Annotated in this window: 13 protein-coding genes and 1 pseudogene; 8 read left to right on the top strand and 6 right to left on the bottom strand. The window is 65.0% G+C overall.

Annotation, left to right across the window (positions count from 1 at the left end):
* Nucleotides 1-19: 19 nt before the first annotated feature.
* A complete protein-coding gene (locus tag IMX18_RS16460) occupies nt 20-880 on the bottom strand; it encodes a CAP domain-containing protein (protein ID WP_015269482.1) in 861 nt (286 codons plus the stop codon).
* Between the two features lie 162 nt (nt 881-1,042).
* Nucleotides 1,043-2,608 (bottom strand): winged helix-turn-helix domain-containing tetratricopeptide repeat protein, encoded by a 1,566-nt coding sequence (locus IMX18_RS16455; RefSeq protein WP_217190281.1) that lies wholly within the window; start codon nt 2,606-2,608, stop codon nt 1,043-1,045.
* A gap of 244 nt (nt 2,609-2,852) precedes the next feature.
* Between IMX18_RS16455 and IMX18_RS16450 the strand changes: the two genes are divergently transcribed.
* The 5 genes and pseudogenes from IMX18_RS16450 (at nt 2,853) to IMX18_RS16435 (ending at nt 5,851) form a co-directional block, all read left to right on the top strand.
* Nucleotides 2,853-3,596: an SDR family oxidoreductase gene (locus tag IMX18_RS16450; protein WP_139657580.1), complete on the top strand. Its 744-nt coding sequence runs from the start codon at nt 2,853-2,855 to the stop codon at nt 3,594-3,596.
* Nucleotides 3,597-3,634: 38 nt separating this feature from the next.
* Complete coding sequence (locus tag IMX18_RS16445) at nt 3,635-4,048, top strand: cupin domain-containing protein (RefSeq protein ID WP_003260184.1); 414 nt, start codon at nt 3,635-3,637, stop codon at nt 4,046-4,048.
* A gap of 57 nt (nt 4,049-4,105) precedes the next feature.
* Nucleotides 4,106-4,474 carry an HlyD family secretion protein gene (locus IMX18_RS28540; RefSeq protein WP_371857136.1) on the top strand — a complete coding sequence of 123 codons (369 nt, stop codon included), beginning with the start codon at nt 4,106-4,108 and terminating at the stop codon, nt 4,472-4,474.
* Nucleotides 4,475-4,819: 345 nt separating this feature from the next.
* Nucleotides 4,820-5,509, top strand: a pseudogene (locus IMX18_RS28100) (MFS transporter); the annotation flags it as partial.
* 45 nt (nt 5,510-5,554) lie between these two features.
* On the top strand, nt 5,555-5,851 hold the full coding sequence (locus IMX18_RS16435) for a DUF3144 domain-containing protein (RefSeq protein WP_015269483.1): 297 nt from the start codon (nt 5,555-5,557) through the stop codon (nt 5,849-5,851).
* A gap of 174 nt (nt 5,852-6,025) precedes the next feature.
* Here the strand turns inward: IMX18_RS16435 and soxR are convergent, their stop codons facing one another.
* Entirely contained in the window at nt 6,026-6,481 is a 456-nt protein-coding gene (soxR, locus tag IMX18_RS16430) for a redox-sensitive transcriptional activator SoxR (RefSeq protein ID WP_039614512.1), read from the bottom strand.
* A gap of 85 nt (nt 6,482-6,566) precedes the next feature.
* Here soxR and IMX18_RS16425 point away from each other — a divergent pair, with 85 nt between their 5' ends.
* Both IMX18_RS16425 and IMX18_RS16420 read left to right on the top strand, forming a co-directional pair.
* Nucleotides 6,567-7,664, top strand: a complete 1,098-nt coding sequence (locus IMX18_RS16425; protein WP_137138032.1) for an efflux RND transporter periplasmic adaptor subunit — start codon at nt 6,567-6,569, stop codon at nt 7,662-7,664.
* Entirely contained in the window at nt 7,661-10,741 is a 3,081-nt protein-coding gene (locus IMX18_RS16420) for a MexW/MexI family multidrug efflux RND transporter permease subunit (RefSeq protein WP_054573331.1), read from the top strand. The genes IMX18_RS16425 and IMX18_RS16420 overlap by 4 nt, the downstream gene beginning before the upstream one ends.
* A 199-nt stretch (nt 10,742-10,940) precedes the next feature.
* On the opposite strand, the gene IMX18_RS16415 is transcribed toward IMX18_RS16420, so the two are convergent.
* The 3 genes from IMX18_RS16415 to lysA all read right to left on the bottom strand — a co-directional run bounded on the left by IMX18_RS16415 (nt 10,941) and on the right by lysA (nt 13,647).
* Nucleotides 10,941-11,678, bottom strand: a complete 738-nt coding sequence (locus tag IMX18_RS16415) for a GntR family transcriptional regulator (RefSeq protein ID WP_015269487.1) — start codon at nt 11,676-11,678, stop codon at nt 10,941-10,943.
* Between the two features lie 58 nt (nt 11,679-11,736).
* Nucleotides 11,737-12,180, bottom strand: coding sequence for an acetyltransferase (locus IMX18_RS16410; RefSeq protein WP_015269488.1), 444 nt, complete (start codon nt 12,178-12,180; stop codon nt 11,737-11,739).
* 234 nt (nt 12,181-12,414) lie between these two features.
* A complete protein-coding gene (gene lysA / locus IMX18_RS16405) occupies nt 12,415-13,647 on the bottom strand; it encodes a diaminopimelate decarboxylase (RefSeq protein WP_054571881.1) in 1,233 nt (410 codons plus the stop codon).
* A gap of 124 nt (nt 13,648-13,771) precedes the next feature.
* Between lysA and IMX18_RS16400 the strand changes: the two genes are divergently transcribed.
* Nucleotides 13,772-14,677: a LysR family transcriptional regulator gene (locus IMX18_RS16400; RefSeq protein ID WP_015269490.1), complete on the top strand. Its 906-nt coding sequence runs from the start codon at nt 13,772-13,774 to the stop codon at nt 14,675-14,677.
* The last annotated feature ends 138 nt before the right edge of the window (nt 14,678-14,815 follow it).

The raw sequence follows: 14,815 nt of genomic DNA, 5'->3' as shown, positions 1-14,815 counted from the left end.
GGGCTGCAGCCTGAGTCAGTCAAGGCGCGCCGAACAGCATCGTCCAGTACACGCCGTTATCGCTACGCGAGTTTTTGGCAAAGGCCGCCCCCACCTGGGTAAACATCGGGTTCATCAGGTTGGCGCAATGCCCGGGGCTGGCCAGCCAGCCTGCCATCGCCTTGCTCGGTGACCCTTGGCCTGCGGCAATGTTCTCGCCGATCTGCCGCCCACGGTAGCCGGCATCCCATGCCCGATCCGCGGGCAGATCACCGTCGAGGTCACGGTGCGCGAAGAAATTATCGTTGGCCATCGCCCGGCTGTGTCGCTGCGCCGCCGTTCCCAGGGCGGTGTTCCAGGCTAGCGGGCGTGCAGCGGCAAAGCGCTTGCGACCACACAGGCGTGGTTTCGCCCGTGCAGCGTTCACCTGTGCCAGCAACGCTTTGCTTGCCGATCGCCCATCGCCGAGCTGGGCATCGAGCAGGGGCCGAGCCAGCAGCACCCGCCACTCGTTGCGTGAGCGACTGACGCCGATATCGGCATATTGGCTATCGAGCAGGGCCGTGCAGTAGTCGCTGCGCAGCATGTCGAAGGCCTCCTCGGCATCTTGTGCGCCGACCAGACGGATGGCCCGCACCTTCACCGCCTGATACCCCGCAGCCTTCAATCCTTCCCGCAATGCCCCGCCGTAGCCGACCGGCAACGCCAGTTTCGGCTTCAGCACCAGCGGCGTCGAGCCCCGGATAATGCGCCGCTCGCAGCGTTGTGGCTGGGTGCGATAGTCGTTGATGGCTGCCACCAGTTGCCTTTCCCCGCTGGCATGGGCGGGGTTGGCGAACAGGTGGAAAAAAGGAATGAGGCAGAGCGAGACAAAGGGGGAGCGACGGACTGCGTGGCGCATGGGGTGAATGGCTCTGGTGAATGGCGGCGGCAAGGCCGAATTAAGGGCTCGGCTAAGACTGTGCGCCTCAATCCAGGTTCACTGGTGGCGGGTACAAATTTGTAGTTGGAGTTTCGGTACTCCAACGAAGGCAATCCGGGCCAAGGGGGCGTCCAAACTCTATCAAGCCGGTAACCCCGCCAACCTCAACCCTTCGGCAAATCGGGCCAGATCCTCATCGCGGTAAATCGGCAGCCACTGGCGCAAGGTCGACACCCTTAACCCTGGGTCTTGTGCCCGCAAGCGCTCCATCGCCCGGTGCGCGCTGTCCATCCGCCCACTCAGTGCATGGCTGGCCGCCAGCAGGGCCACCGCTGCCAGCAGGCTGGGCAGATTCCCCAGCGACTTCTCCGCCCACTCCACAGCCTCATCCAGCCGCCCGGCAAAGAAATGCGCCAACGCCATGCCCACCTGCATGCGAAACATCTCCGGGTCCAGTGGGCTCAGCCGTGTGGCGTGCTTGAGATTGTCGATGGCGGTCTGTGTCTCGCCGCGTAACGCCCTGAGTATCCCGCCCAGGTACCAGGCCGGCGCCAGGTTGGTGTTGAGCAGGCGCGCCCGGTCAAGCAGCGCTATCGCGCCGTCCAGGTCACCCGTCAGATGCCCCAGGGCATGGCCGCCGCGGGTCAACGCCACGGCATCGTCACGCCCCAGTTCCACTGCCAGGCGCGCAAGCCGGGCACCCTCGGTGATTTCCTGGGCACGATCATCCATCCAGCCATTGAGCTTGCGCCAGAAGTAGCACCACGCCGCCATGCCATAGGCCGAAGCGAACTCAGGGTCCAGTTCGATGGCGTGGTAGTACAGCGGTAGAGCCTGGGCGATGGCGTCGCGCGTTCCGTTATGCAGCTTGGCCGTGCCGCGCAGGTAATAATCGTAGGCGCACAGGTTGCCGGTGGGCTTGCGCTTGGCACGTTCGATCTCCGCCCTTTCCAGCTGCGGGGCGATGGCGCCCACCACGCTTTCGGTCACCTGGTCCTGCAACTCGAACAGATCGTCGAGCCGCCCCTCGAAACGCTCGGCCCACAGATGCTCGCCGCTGGTGGCGTCGATCAGCTGGCCCGTAATGCGTAGCCGCTTGCCAGCCTTGCGCACGCTGCCTTCGAGTACATAGCGCACGCCCAGTGCCTGGCCAACCTGCTGCACATCGATGCGCTGGCCTTTGAAGGTGAAGCTCGAGTTGCGGGCGATGACGAACAGCCAGCGAATGCGGGACAGGGCGGCGATGATGTCCTCGACCATCCCGTCGGCGAAATAGTCCTGCTCAGGGTCACCGCTGAGGTTCTGGAAGGGCAGCACGGTGATCGACGGTTTATCGGGCAGGGCAGGGCCACAGGCGACGGGAACAGGTTCGGATGGGGCCTGTGCCGCGCTGCTGGAAGGCTCGCGGACCAGGCCGACGAAGCGGTAGCCCTTGCGCGCGATCGTGCGTACCAGGCGCTGCTCTTCACCGGAATCGCCGATGGCTTTGCGCACGGCATTGATATGGCTGGTGATGGTCGATTCCGAGACGATCTTGCCGTTCCACACGCGCGCCAACAACTCGTCACGCCCCAGCACCTGGTCGCGGTGAATGACCAGTTGCAAGAGCAGGTCGAACACCTGCGGGCCGATGGCCACGGCCTTTCCGCACAGGGTCAGCTCCCTGCGCTGTTCGTCGAGCACATAGTCGTCAAACTCGAATGGCACGATGTATCCCCTCGCGCGCCCTAGGCTAGGTGTCCGAGGCGACTGTTCAGTGGTATGGGCCGATGATACGGCAGCGCAAAGCTGGCTGCATACGCCAGGGCGTGGATTGAACAGTTTGGACGGAAATTCAAGCACGCCTGGAGGCAAAACCAGCCGGTACGCAAGGACTCTGCACAGGCCGGCGGCGCATGCTTGAACCACCACGACGGCAATGGTTGCGGTCGTGAACGTGGAGACAGCCCCAATGAAAATCGTGGTGATCGGAGGCACTGGCCTCATTGGTTCGAAGCTTGTCGATGGCCTGCGCGAGCGCGGCCACGATGCCGTCGCGGCAGCGCCGAGCACGGGGGTGAACAGCATCACCCGCGAGGGCTTGGCAGAGGCGATGAACGGTGCGGATGTGGTTGTGGATGTGGCGAATGCCCCGTCCTGGGAGGACCAGGCGGTGCTCGATTTTTTCGAGACGTCCACCCGCAACCTGCTGGCAGCCGAGAAAGCTGCAGGGGTCAAGCATCATGTCGCGTTGTCTATCGTGGGCAGCGAGCGGTTGCCGGAAAATGGCTACTTCCGGGCCAAGGTCGCCCAGGAGGCGCTGATCAGGGAGTCCGCGCTGCCGTACACCATTCTGCGCGCCACGCAGTTCTTCGAGTTCGTCGAAGGCATTGCCCAGGCAGGGACGGTGGGAGAGGAGATTCGCCTGTCGCCGGCGCTGTTCCAGCCTTTGGCCTCGGATGATGTGGTAGCGGCGCTGATCGATGTGGCGTTGGCGCCACCAGCGCTCGGCATGCTGGAGGTTGCCGGGCCAGAGGCCGCGCCACTGGATGAACTGGTGCGCCGCTTCCTGCGCCTGCGTGGAGATACACGCAAGGTGGTGGCGGATGTGCATGCCCGCTATTTCGGTGCCGAGCTCGATGACAAGTCGCTGACTCCCGGCAGCGGCGCGCGGCTTGGCAAGATCCGCTTCGAAGACTGGCTGGCTCGCCAGTGAGCGATTCAACCCCTATCCCGAACCGAAGGAGCATCACCATGTTCAGCCGCCCCCTCCTGGCCGCCGCGTTCACCGTGCTGGCCATAACCCCGGTAATCGCCGCCGAGCGGCCAGTCAGCAAAGTCACCGTGGTCTTCGACAGACCACTGCCCAACGTGCCAGGCAAAAGCATGCGCGGAGTGATCGTCGACTACGCCCCCGGGGCCGCGTCGCCCGCGCATCGGCACCCGAAATCCGCATTCATCTATGCCACGGTGCTGGAAGGCGAAGTGCGCAGCAGCGTCAATGGCGAGCCAGCCAAGGTCTACAAACCTGGCGAAAACTGGTACGAGGCACCGGGCGCTTTCCATGGCGTCAGTGCCAACGCCAGCGACAGCAAGCCGGCCAAGCTGATGGCCGTGTTCGTGCTCGACAGCAATGAGACGGTACTGGTCACGCCGAGCGAGAAGTAGGCCTTCGGCCCTGTTGGCAGTGCCATGCCACCAGGGCCGAATACAGGACAACGCATCATGAACACACATGAACCTGAGCAGGCCCGCGCGGCGGTGATGCCGCAGCCTGCACGGATGAAGATAGTGGGCGTCGTGCTGTGCGTGGCAGCCATACTGTTGCTGGCTGTGGGCTGGCTGACGTTGCGCTCTGCTGACGCCGCCTTTACCGACAACGCCTATGTGCGTGGAGATGTCACGTCGCTGGCGGCCAAGGTGTCGGGTTACGTGACGGCGGTGGAGGTCGGGGACAATCAGCAGGTCAGGGCCGGTGACGTGTTGTTCCGTATCGATGACCGCGACTACCGTGCGCACCTGGCCCAGGCGCAGGCCAACCTGAAGGCTGCCGAGGCGCGTCTTGGCGATGTCGACGCTCAGACACGCCTGTAGCAGGCGCAGGTCCGCCAGGCCGAGGCGCAGCGCCAGTCGGCCCAGGCCGAGCGGCAGCTGGCCAGCAAAACCCACGAGCGCAGCCGCAAGCTGATTCAGTACAGTGCAATCAGCCAGGCCTTGGTCGATCAGACCGACGCCGCCCGCAGCAGCGCCGAGGCCGCGCTGAAGGCTGCGGCGGCGACACTCGATGCTCAGCGTCAGCGTATCGCCGTGCTGGATGCCCAGCGCGAGGCGGCCGTGGCGGCTATCGCCCAGGCCAGGGCCGCGCGCGACCTGGCGCTGATCGAGCTTGAGCATACCGTGGTGCGAGCGCCGGTTGCCGGCGTGATTGGTAATCGCCAGGTGCTTCTACCCAGTGGCGTTGTGTTCATCGCCGTGCTGCTGGGGGTGGCGTACCTGATCCAGGTGCGTGGTATCGCGCCTTTTGCCACCGTGCCGTTTGGCATCCTGGCAATCATGGCGGCGATGTGGATGCTTTCGGGCTCGACCCGCGAGAGTGGCATGCACGACATGATGGCCGCGGTCATACTGCGCGGTGCCGGGCTGGGGTTGCTGTTTCTGTCGCTGACTCTGATTGCCTTTGGCAGGCTGGGCCGGCACAGCCTGGCCAGTGGTATCGGCCTTTTCAATACCGGGCGGCAGGTGGGTGGGCTTTTGGGGGTGGCAGGATTGCAGACGCTGCTCGACCAGTATGGCGTGCTCAATGCCCAGACGCTTGGTGCGCATGTGAGCACAGGCGCGACAGCGGTAAATGAACGGCTTGATTCGGTGACGTCGATGTTGCGGCTTGAGGGTATTGACCCGCCGGCAGCTGGACGAGTGGCCATGAGCCTGTTGTCGCAGGCAGTGACGGGGCAAGGGGCGGTGATCGCCTTCGACACGGCATTCATCGCTGTGGCGTTGCTGTTTGCCGTGGCAGCGCCGCTGCTGGTGTGCATCAAGTTGCTGTTGGCGCGCATGGCCGGGAAACAGGACGCCGGGCAATCTCATGAAGGTGAATTGCCGGTTTCACGTCGTGAGCTTTCGCTGTAAAACGGCGCTGTGCCTAATTTGAATGCAGCAGCAAGGTAAACCGCAATGACACAAGCTACCGATCAGGCTTTTTACGACCGCGCGGATGCGCATATCGAACTGGCGAACCAGCAGATCGAGAAAATCGAAGACCTGGGCAAGGTCAGTGCCTCACTGACCTTCGGCGCCTCGCGCTTCAATGCCTGGATGAGTGCCCGCAGTTTCAAGACCAGTGCCGAACTGGCTGCCGCGCGGGAGGAGCTGTTGAAGTATTTCTGCGAGCAGTACCGGATGATGCTCGAGGACAACCTGGACGAGCACATCGAGCATTTCGACCGGTATGTGCTGGGCAAAGGCGACTGAACTTTATGGGGCAGGCGGTCCCTTGTAGGAGCGGCCTTGTGTCGCGAACGGGCTGCGGAGCAGCCCCAGGACCTCAGCCGAAATGCATAAATTGCTGGGGCTGCTCTGCAGCCCTTTCGCGACACAAGGCCGCTCCTACAGGGTACGCGATGCGTGGATAAACCCGGTGACGGGCTATCGGGCCTTTTTCTCCAGAATCCGCGGCCCGGTACCTTCCTTGCCCAGCACATCCTCGGGGTTGCGCAGTGGGCAATCTTCCAGCGACAGGCAGCCGCAACCAATGCAGTTGTCCAGGCTGTCGCGCAACGCTTCCAGAGTACGAATGCGGGCGTTCAGGTCTTCGCGCCAGGCGGTCGACATCTCGCCCCATTGCGCTGCCGTGAGCTTGCTGTTGGGCGCATAGCGGCTGAAGGCCTGCTTGATCTCGTCAAGCGGAATACCCGTGCGCTGCGCCACCTTGATGATGGCCAGCGTGCGCAGCACCAGTGAAGGATAGCGGCGCTGGTTACCCGCCGTACGGACGCTGGCGATCAGCCCCTTGGTCTCGTAGAAGTGCAGCGCAGAAACCGCCACGCCGCTGCGTTTGGCCACTTCCCCTACCGTTAGCATCCGTGTGTTGTCCGCTGCCATGCCTGTTGACCTCAAGTTAACTCGAGCTCTTATAGTCCTGCCCGATCTTCCCCGCAACCGCTTTCCCTGATGATCGGAGCACTGCATGAACAAAAGGACGTTACTGGCCTGGGCTGGCGCTGTTGCAGGTTTGCTGGCCGCTGCCTATGCATTGGTCGGCAGTGGCTCGGCGCCGCCGGCTGCGGCGGCATGGCCGGCGATCAAGGTGGCGCTGGCCACGGCCGAGCAAGTGAAGCTGGCACGGCAGAACTTTGCTTCGGGGGAGCTGGAGGCGGTCAACCAGGTACAGGTGGCGGCCGAGACGGCGGGGCGCATCACCCGCATCGCCTTCGAGTCGGGGCAATTGGTGAGTGCAGGGCAATTGCTGGTACAGCTGAACGATGCCCCGGAGCAGGCCCAGCGCGTGCAGTTGCGCGCCAGGCTGCGCAATGCCGAAGTGGTGCTGCAGCGCAGCCGCAAGCTGCGCGCGGTGAACGCCGTGTCACAGGAGCTGCTCGACAATGCGGCCACCGCCGTGGACGTGGCCAGCGGTGAGCTGCAGCATGTCGAGGCGCTGATCGCGCAGAAGGCAATTCGCGCGCCGTTTGCCGGCAAGCTCGGCATTCGCCGGGTGCATCAGGGCCAGTACCTGAGCGCCGGTGAGACCATCGCCAGTCTGGCCGACATCAGCCAGCTGCACGTCAATTTTTCCTTGGGCGAACAAGCCGCCCCCGAAGTGCACGTGGGGCAACTGCTGGCGCTGACGGTGGATGCGGTGCGCGGGCAGGACTTCCAGGCCCGGGTGGTCGCGGTGGACCCGGTGGTGAGCAAGGCGCGCCTGGTGCAGGTGCAGGCGGCCTTGCCGAACCCGGGCGGGCAGTTGCAGCCGGGCATGTACGCCGGCGTGCGCCTGGATGCCGCGCAGCCGTCAAGCGTGCTGGCCGTGCCGGAAACCGCGATCACCTACACCGCCTACGGGCAGACGGTGTTCGTCGCTACCCGGGACCCTGAACAGGGCACCCGGGTCAGCCGGGTGCGGGTGACTACCGGTGAGCGCTGGCAGGGGCGGGTGGAGATCACCTCAGGCCTGGCACCCGGTGACCAGGTGGTGGTTTCCGGCCAGTTGAAACTGAGCGACGGCATGCCGGTCGAGCCAGTGGCTCAGGACAGCCTGCAGGCCAGCCAGGGAGGGCGGCAATCGTGAAGTTCACCGACCTCTTTGTCCGCCGCCCGGTGCTGGCGCTGGTGGTCAGCAGCCTGATCATCCTGTTGGGGCTGTTTGCCATGGGCAAGCTGCCGATCCGCCAGTACCCGCTGCTGGAAACTTCCACCATCACCATCAGCACCGAGTACCCGGGCGCCTCTGCCGAGCTGATGCAAGGCTTCGTGACCCAGCCGATCACCCAGGCGGTGTCGTCGGTCGAAGGCATCGACTACCTGTCCTCGTCGTCGCAGCAGGGGCGCAGCCTGATCACCTTGCGCATGGTGCTCAATCGCGATTCGACCCAGGCGCTTGCCGAGACCATGGCCAAGGTCAACCAGGTGCGCTATCGCCTGCCGGAAAAGGCCTACGACCCGGTGGTGGAGCTGTCGGCAGGTGACTCCACGGCGGTGGCCTACGTGGGCTTTGCCAGCGAAACCTTGTCGATACCCGAACTGAGCGATTACCTGTCGCGGGTGGTGGAACCGCAGTTCTCCGGCATCGACGGTGTGGCCAAGGTGCAGTCGTTCGGCGGGCAGCGCCTGGCCATGCGCCTTTGGCTGGACAGCGAACAGATGGCCGGGCGCGGGGTGACGGCTGCCGACGTGGCACAGGCGGTGCGTGCCAACAACTACCAGGCGACGCCGGGGCAGGTGCGTGGGCAGTACGTGCTGGCCGATATCCAGGTGGACACCGACCTGACCCGGGTCGAGGACTTCCGCGAGCTGATCATCCGCAACGATGGCACCGACCTGGTGCGCTTGCGCGATGTCGGCACCGTCGAGCTGAGCGCGGCGGCCACCCAGACCAGCGCCACCATGGACGGCAAGCCCGCCGTGCACCTGGGGCTGTTCCCCACCCCGACCGGCAACCCGCTGGTGATCGTCGAGGGTATTCGCCAGCTGCTGCCGCAGATCCGCCAGACCCTGCCACCCGGGGTGGAGGTGGCGCTGGCCTACGAGACCGCACGCTTCATCGACGCCTCGATCGACGAGGTGCTGCGCACGCTGGTGGAGGCCATGGTGATCGTGGTGCTGGTCATCTGGCTGTGCCTGGGCTCACTACGCAGCGTGGTGATCGCGGTGGTGGCCATCCCGCTGTCGATGCTCGGTGCGGCGGGCCTGATGCTGCTGTTCGGCTTCAGCCTGAACCTGCTGACCTTGCTGGCGATGGTGCTGGCCATCGGCCTGGTGGTGGACGATGCCATCGTGGTGGTGGAGAACGTGCACCGTCATATCGAAGAGGGCAACTCGCCGATTGCCGCGGCGCTGGCCGGGGCGCGGGAAATCGCCGGGCCGGTGATCGCCATGACCCTGACCCTGGCCGCCGTATACGCGCCGATCGGCTTGATGGGCGGGCTGACCGGCACGCTGTTCCGTGAGTTTGCCCTGACCCTGGCGGGGGCGGTGATCGTGTCGGGCATCGTCGCGCTCACCCTGTCGCCGGTGATGAGTTCGCTGTTGTTGCAACCCGGCCAGCAGCATGGCGCCATGGCCAACATGGCCGACCGCCTGTTCGGCATGCTGACCGGGGTCTATGGGCGAGTACTCGCCTACACCCTGTCGCATCGCTGGATCAGTGGTGGTGTGGCGCTTGTGGTGTGCCTGAGCCTGCCTTGGCTGTACCTGCTGCCGCAGCGCGAACTGGCCCCGCCCGAGGACCAGGCGGCGGTGCTGACGGCCATCAAGTCGCCGCAGCATGCCAGCCTGGATTATGTGGAGCGCTTTGCCCTGAAGCTGGACCAGGTGATGAAGTCCCTCGCCGAAACCACCGACACCTGGATCATCAACGGTACCGACGGCCCGGCCGCCAGTTTCGGCGGCATCAACCTCAGCGCCTGGCAGGCCCGCGAGCGTTCCGCCGCGCAGGTGCAGGCGCAGTTGCAGCAGGCCGTGGCGGACATCGAGGGCAGCAGCATCTTCGCCTTCCAGGTGGCCTCGCTGCCGGGTTCCAGCGGTGGCTTGCCGGTGCAGATGGTGTTGCGCAGCGCACAGGACTACCCCGAGCTGTACCAGACCATGGAAATGATCAAGCAGCGCGCCCGCGACAGCGGCCTGTTCAGCGTGGTGGACAGCGACCTCGACTACAACAACCCGGTGGTCAAGGTGCGCATCGACCGCGCCAAGGCGGCCAGCCTGGGCATCAGCATGCAGGCCATCGGCGAGTCGCTGGGTGTGCTGGTGGGTGAACAGTACCTCAACCGCTTCGCCCTGTTCGGGCGCTCCTACGACGTGATCCCGCAAAGCATCCAGGACCAGCGCCTGACGCCGGCAGCGCTGAACCGCCAGTACGTGCGCGCCGAAAACGGCACCCTGGTGCCGCTGGCCACGGTGGTGCACCTGGACATCGAAGTGGCGCCCAACCGCTTGCTGCAGTTCGACCAGCAGAACGCCAGTACCCTACAGGCGATCCCGGCGCCCGGTGTGTCGATGGGTAATGCCGTGGCATTTCTCGAACAGCTTGCCGCCGAACTGCCACCTGGCTTCAGCCATGACTGGCAATCGGAGTCGCGCCAGTACGTGCAGGAGGGCTTTGCCCTGATGTGGGCGTTTCTCGCCGCCCTGGTGGTGATCTACCTGGTGCTGGCCGCGCAGTACGAAAGCCTGGTGGACCCGCTGATCATCCTGGTGACCGTGCCGCTGTCGATCTGCGGTGCGCTGCTGCCGCTGGCGCTGGGCTGGGCCACGCTGAACATCTACACACAGATCGGCCTGGTGACCCTGATCGGCCTGATCAGCAAGCACGGCATCCTGATGGTGGAGTTCGCCAACGAGATCCAGGTGCGTGACAACCTCGACCGTGCCACCGCCATCGTCCGCGCCGCGCAGATACGCCTGCGGCCGGTGCTGATGACCACGGCGGCGATGACCTTCGGCGTGCTGCCACTGCTGTTCGCCAGCGGTGCCGGGGCCAACAGCCGCTTTGGCCTGGGGGTAGTGATCGTGTGCGGGATGCTGGTGGGGACCTTGTTTACCCTGTTTGTGCTGCCGACGATCTATGCCTTGCTGGCGCGAGACCATCGGGTGACCACGGTGCGGGGGCAGCAGTTGGTGGAGGCTGAGCGGGTGCTGGACATGTGAGGTAAACCTGGCCACTGCTTACAGGCATGCGCGATCCCTGTAGGAGCGGCCTTGTGTCGCGAAAGGGCTGCGCAGCAGCCCCGGCAATTTATGCACCTGCGCGGAAATCCTGGGGCTGCTGCGCAGCCCTTTCGCGACACAAGGCCGCTCCTACAGGGATCGCGCAAGTTTTGGGATATCGAGCATGGCGCTGGTTTGATCAGCCAGGCGACCGGTCGCGGCGCATCTGGCTAACCAGGGTAAAGCGGTCATCCGGGTGCACCGTCTCGGACACCGCCATCAGGTCGCCGTTTTCCTCGCGGTAATGGCGAATGATCTTCAGCCCCGGCGCGCCTGTCTCGGCCTTCAGCACTCGGGCCATTTCCGCGCTCAGCAACACTGCCCGCACCTGCTGGTCGACCACCGCGATCGCCCGGCCATAGTGCTGCTCGATAAGCCCCGCAATCAGCTGGTCGGGGTGCTCGCGGGCCAACTCGATGACCTCGGCATGGTCGCGCTGCGCGTACACATCGGTCCAGCACAGCGGCGCCGCGTTGTGCACGCGGTCGACACGGATGCTCGACACGCAGAAGTAGTGCTCGCCTGGTACCAGCCCCAGCCGCGCCGCCTCGCTCAGGTCGGCGACGAAGTGGCGCACGTCCTGAATTTCCCGTTGCTGCGTTTCCGCCAGGTGCGCCAGGTCTGCCACGCTGGCCAGTGACTGCGAGTAGCCACCGCGCGGGCTGCTGGCCTCCACCCGGGTGCCTACGCGCTTGCGCCGCGATACCAGCCCTTGGTTGAGCAATTGGTTGATCGCCGCGCGCACCGTGTGTCGGCTCACATCGTACAGGTCGCACAGCTCGAACTCGGTCGGCAGCAGGCTGCCCACCGGGTAGCGGCCGCTGGCGATGCCTTCCATCAAGTCCTTGGCCACGGTGCTATAGCGCGTCGGGTTCATACCTTTGGTCTGTCTCGCGAATTTGTAACAGCGGCGGGGCGCAATGCGGCCCCGGAAATCAAGCCTGTGCGGGCAGGCTCATATGCAGCAAGGGGAACGGCCGGCCTTCGCCATCCAGCGGTGAACGGCCGGTCTGGATGAAACCATAGTGCCGGTAGAACCCCACCGCCTGCGGGTTCTGCTCGTTGACATCGACGCTCATCACGCTGTGCTTCTGGCGGCCGAAGTCCAGCAGCGCGCGGCCTACGCCCTGGCCATGGCGTTCGGGGGCGACGAAGAGCATTTCCACGTGGTTGCCATTGAAACCGATGAAGCCCAGCGGGCGGTCTTCGGTGTCAACCGCGACCCAGAGCTCGACGGCCAGAAGGTAGACGTCGCGCAATTGCGGCAGCAGCGCGTCGATGTCGGACGCTTGTAGAAAGTGGTGCGTGGCGCGCACGGCGCGCAGCCAGATATCGAGCAGTTGCGGGTGGTCTGCAGCGATACTTTGGCGAATGATCATGGAGTCATGCCTGGGCGGTGTATGGCCGGGGAGGCCGGGAGGAAGAAAAAGGGTACCCGGATTGTGTGGGGCGGGGCAATGGACGGTGGGGCAGGGCATCAGCTGATGTGTTGCCCGGGCCGGCCCTTTCGCGGGTAAACCCGCTCCCACAGGGTACGCGTACCGCTTGCGAATTCAGTTCTCTACGTGGCAGCGCAGCCCAACGCGCTGGGCAATCTGCCTGAAAAACGGTATCTAGATGCCCGCCTCCAGGCCCAGCAAGTCCTGCACCGTCTGCCTGCGGCGAATCATCCGTAGCGCTCCATCCTCGATCAGGAACTCCGGCAGCAACGGCCGGCTGTTGTAGTTCGATGACATCGACGCGCCATAGGCCCCGGCGTCGTGGATCACCAGCAGGTCACCCACCTGCGCCTGGGGCAGGTCGTGCGGGGTCAGTTCCTGGTCATCCTGGGTGAACACATCACCCGACTCGCACAGCGGCCCGGCCACCACGGTCGGCTGCCGTGGGCGGTCCACCGGTTGGCCGTTGGCGTCGAGCAGGGTCATGCGGTGGTAGGCCCCGTACATCGCTGGGCGCATCAGGTCGTTGAAACCGGCGTCGATCATGACGAAGGTGTTGCGGCCCACCTGCTTCACGGCGCGTACCTCGGCCACCAGGTAGCCCGATTCCGCCACCAGGAAGCGCCCTGGCTCGATCTCCATGCGCACGGGGTGGCCCAGCATCGCTTCGATTTCCTTGCGGGCCACGGCCCAGGTCCGGGCGTAGCGTTGCAGGTCGACCGGCTTGTCGCTGCTGCGGTACGGGGTGGAAAGGCCGCCGCCAATGGAGAACGCCTCGATGTCCACGCCCAGGCGGCCGATCAGCTCGATCATCGAGCGGGCCACTTGCTCCAGGTGCTGGTAATCCACCCCCGAGCCGATGTGCATGTGCACCCCTACCAGGTGCAGGCCATGGGTTTTCACGCAGGCCAGCGCTTCGCCCAGCTCTTCGTGCCAGATGCCGTGTTTGCTGTTCTCGCCGCCGGTGTTGGTCTTGCGGCTGTGGCCATGGCCGAAGCCGGGGTTGATGCGGATCCACACGCGGTGGCCGGGCGAGCGTTCACCCAGTTGGCGCAGCATGTCGATGGAACCGGCGTTGACTTCGATCTTCGAGGCCACCACCCGCTCCAGGGTCGGCCGGTCCAGCGCGTCGCAGGTCAGCACCACGCCGGCAGGGTCGCCATCCACGCTGGCGCCCGCGGCGAAGGCCCGCTCCATTTCGCCCAGCGACACTGCGTCCAGCACCAGGCCGTGGGCGCGCATCAGGCGCAGCACATGCAGGTTGGGGTTGGCCTTCTGGGCGAAGCGCACGGTGTCGAACACCTTCAGCTGTTCGACACGCTCGGCGATGGTGCCGGCGTCGTAGGCCCACAGCGGCGAGCCGTGCTGGCGGACAGCCTCGGCCAGAAGAGTGAAGGGTGCAGTCATGGTGGCGCTACTCATATAAGGAAGGCCACGAGGATGAGCCAAAGCAGGAATTCAGAAAAATAGCTATTTTTCTGTCAGCCATTCATATCTGATATGACCATTGCCGACTTGCCAGGTGTTGCCCGTGAAACTGTCCGTCCGCCATATCGAAGTGTTCCGCGCCATCATGGCCGCTGGCAGCGTCACCGGTGCGGCGCGCCTGCTGTTTACCTCGCAGCCCACCGTCAGCCGTGAGCTGGCGCGGCTGGAGCAGGTAACCGGGCTGAACCTGTTCGAGCGCGAAGGTGGCCGCCTGGTGGCGACGGCCCAGGCGCTGCTGTTGATCGAGGAGGTTGAGCGGGCCTACGTAGGGCTGGAGCGCATCGACCGCTTTGCCCAGGCCATCCGCAATTTCGAGCAGGGCCGGCTGGCCATTACCTGCCTGCCGCTGTTTTCCCAGACCTTGCTGCCCAAGGCTTGCCAGCGCTTTCACCAGCAGCACCGGGGCGTGAGCGTGAGTATCCTGGCGCAGGAGTCGCCGTTGCTGGAGGAGTCGCTGGTTGCCCAGCAGCATGACCTGGGCCTGACCGAGGTAGAGCAGATACCGCGTGGCGCCTACGGCGAATTGCTGTTCAGCGCCAACATGGTGTGCGTGCTGCCCGACGGGCACCCGTTGCAGGCCAGGGCCGAGCTGGAGCTGAGCGATTTCCACGAGGTCGACTTCATCAACCTGGCCAGCCTGGACACCTACCGGCAGCGCCTGGACCAGCACTTTCGCGCGGCAGGGGTGAACCGCCGCACGGTCATCGAGACCACCAGTGCTGCCTCGGTGTGCGCCATGGTGAGGCAGGGCCTGGGGGTGGCGATCATCAACCCGCTGAGCGGGCTGGAGGCGGCGCAGGGCGGGTTGCCGATCCGGCGGTTGCGGGTGTCGGTGCCGTACCAGGTGATGCTGATCAGGCCGGACCACCGGCCGGCGTCGGCGGCGGTGGAGCCGTTTTGCCAGGCGTTGCGGGTGCAGGCTCGGGAGATGCAGCAAGCGCTGGCATGATCGTTGTGGGGGAACTGCCTTGCACAAAACCTAAAAACTGGCGCGATCACTGTGGGAGCGGGCAAGCCCGCGAAGCAGGCGACGCGATGGATGGCACCGGCTGTGCCGGTGTTCGCGGGCATGCCCGCTCCCACAGGG

Origin of the sequence: Pseudomonas shirazica (assembly GCF_015168335.1) — a bacterium.
GTDB classification, from domain to species: Bacteria; Pseudomonadota; Gammaproteobacteria; order Pseudomonadales; family Pseudomonadaceae; genus Aquipseudomonas; species Aquipseudomonas asiatica.
The sequence above is the reverse complement of the archived record's forward strand: the minus strand, read 5'-3'. Positions and strand labels throughout refer to the sequence as shown.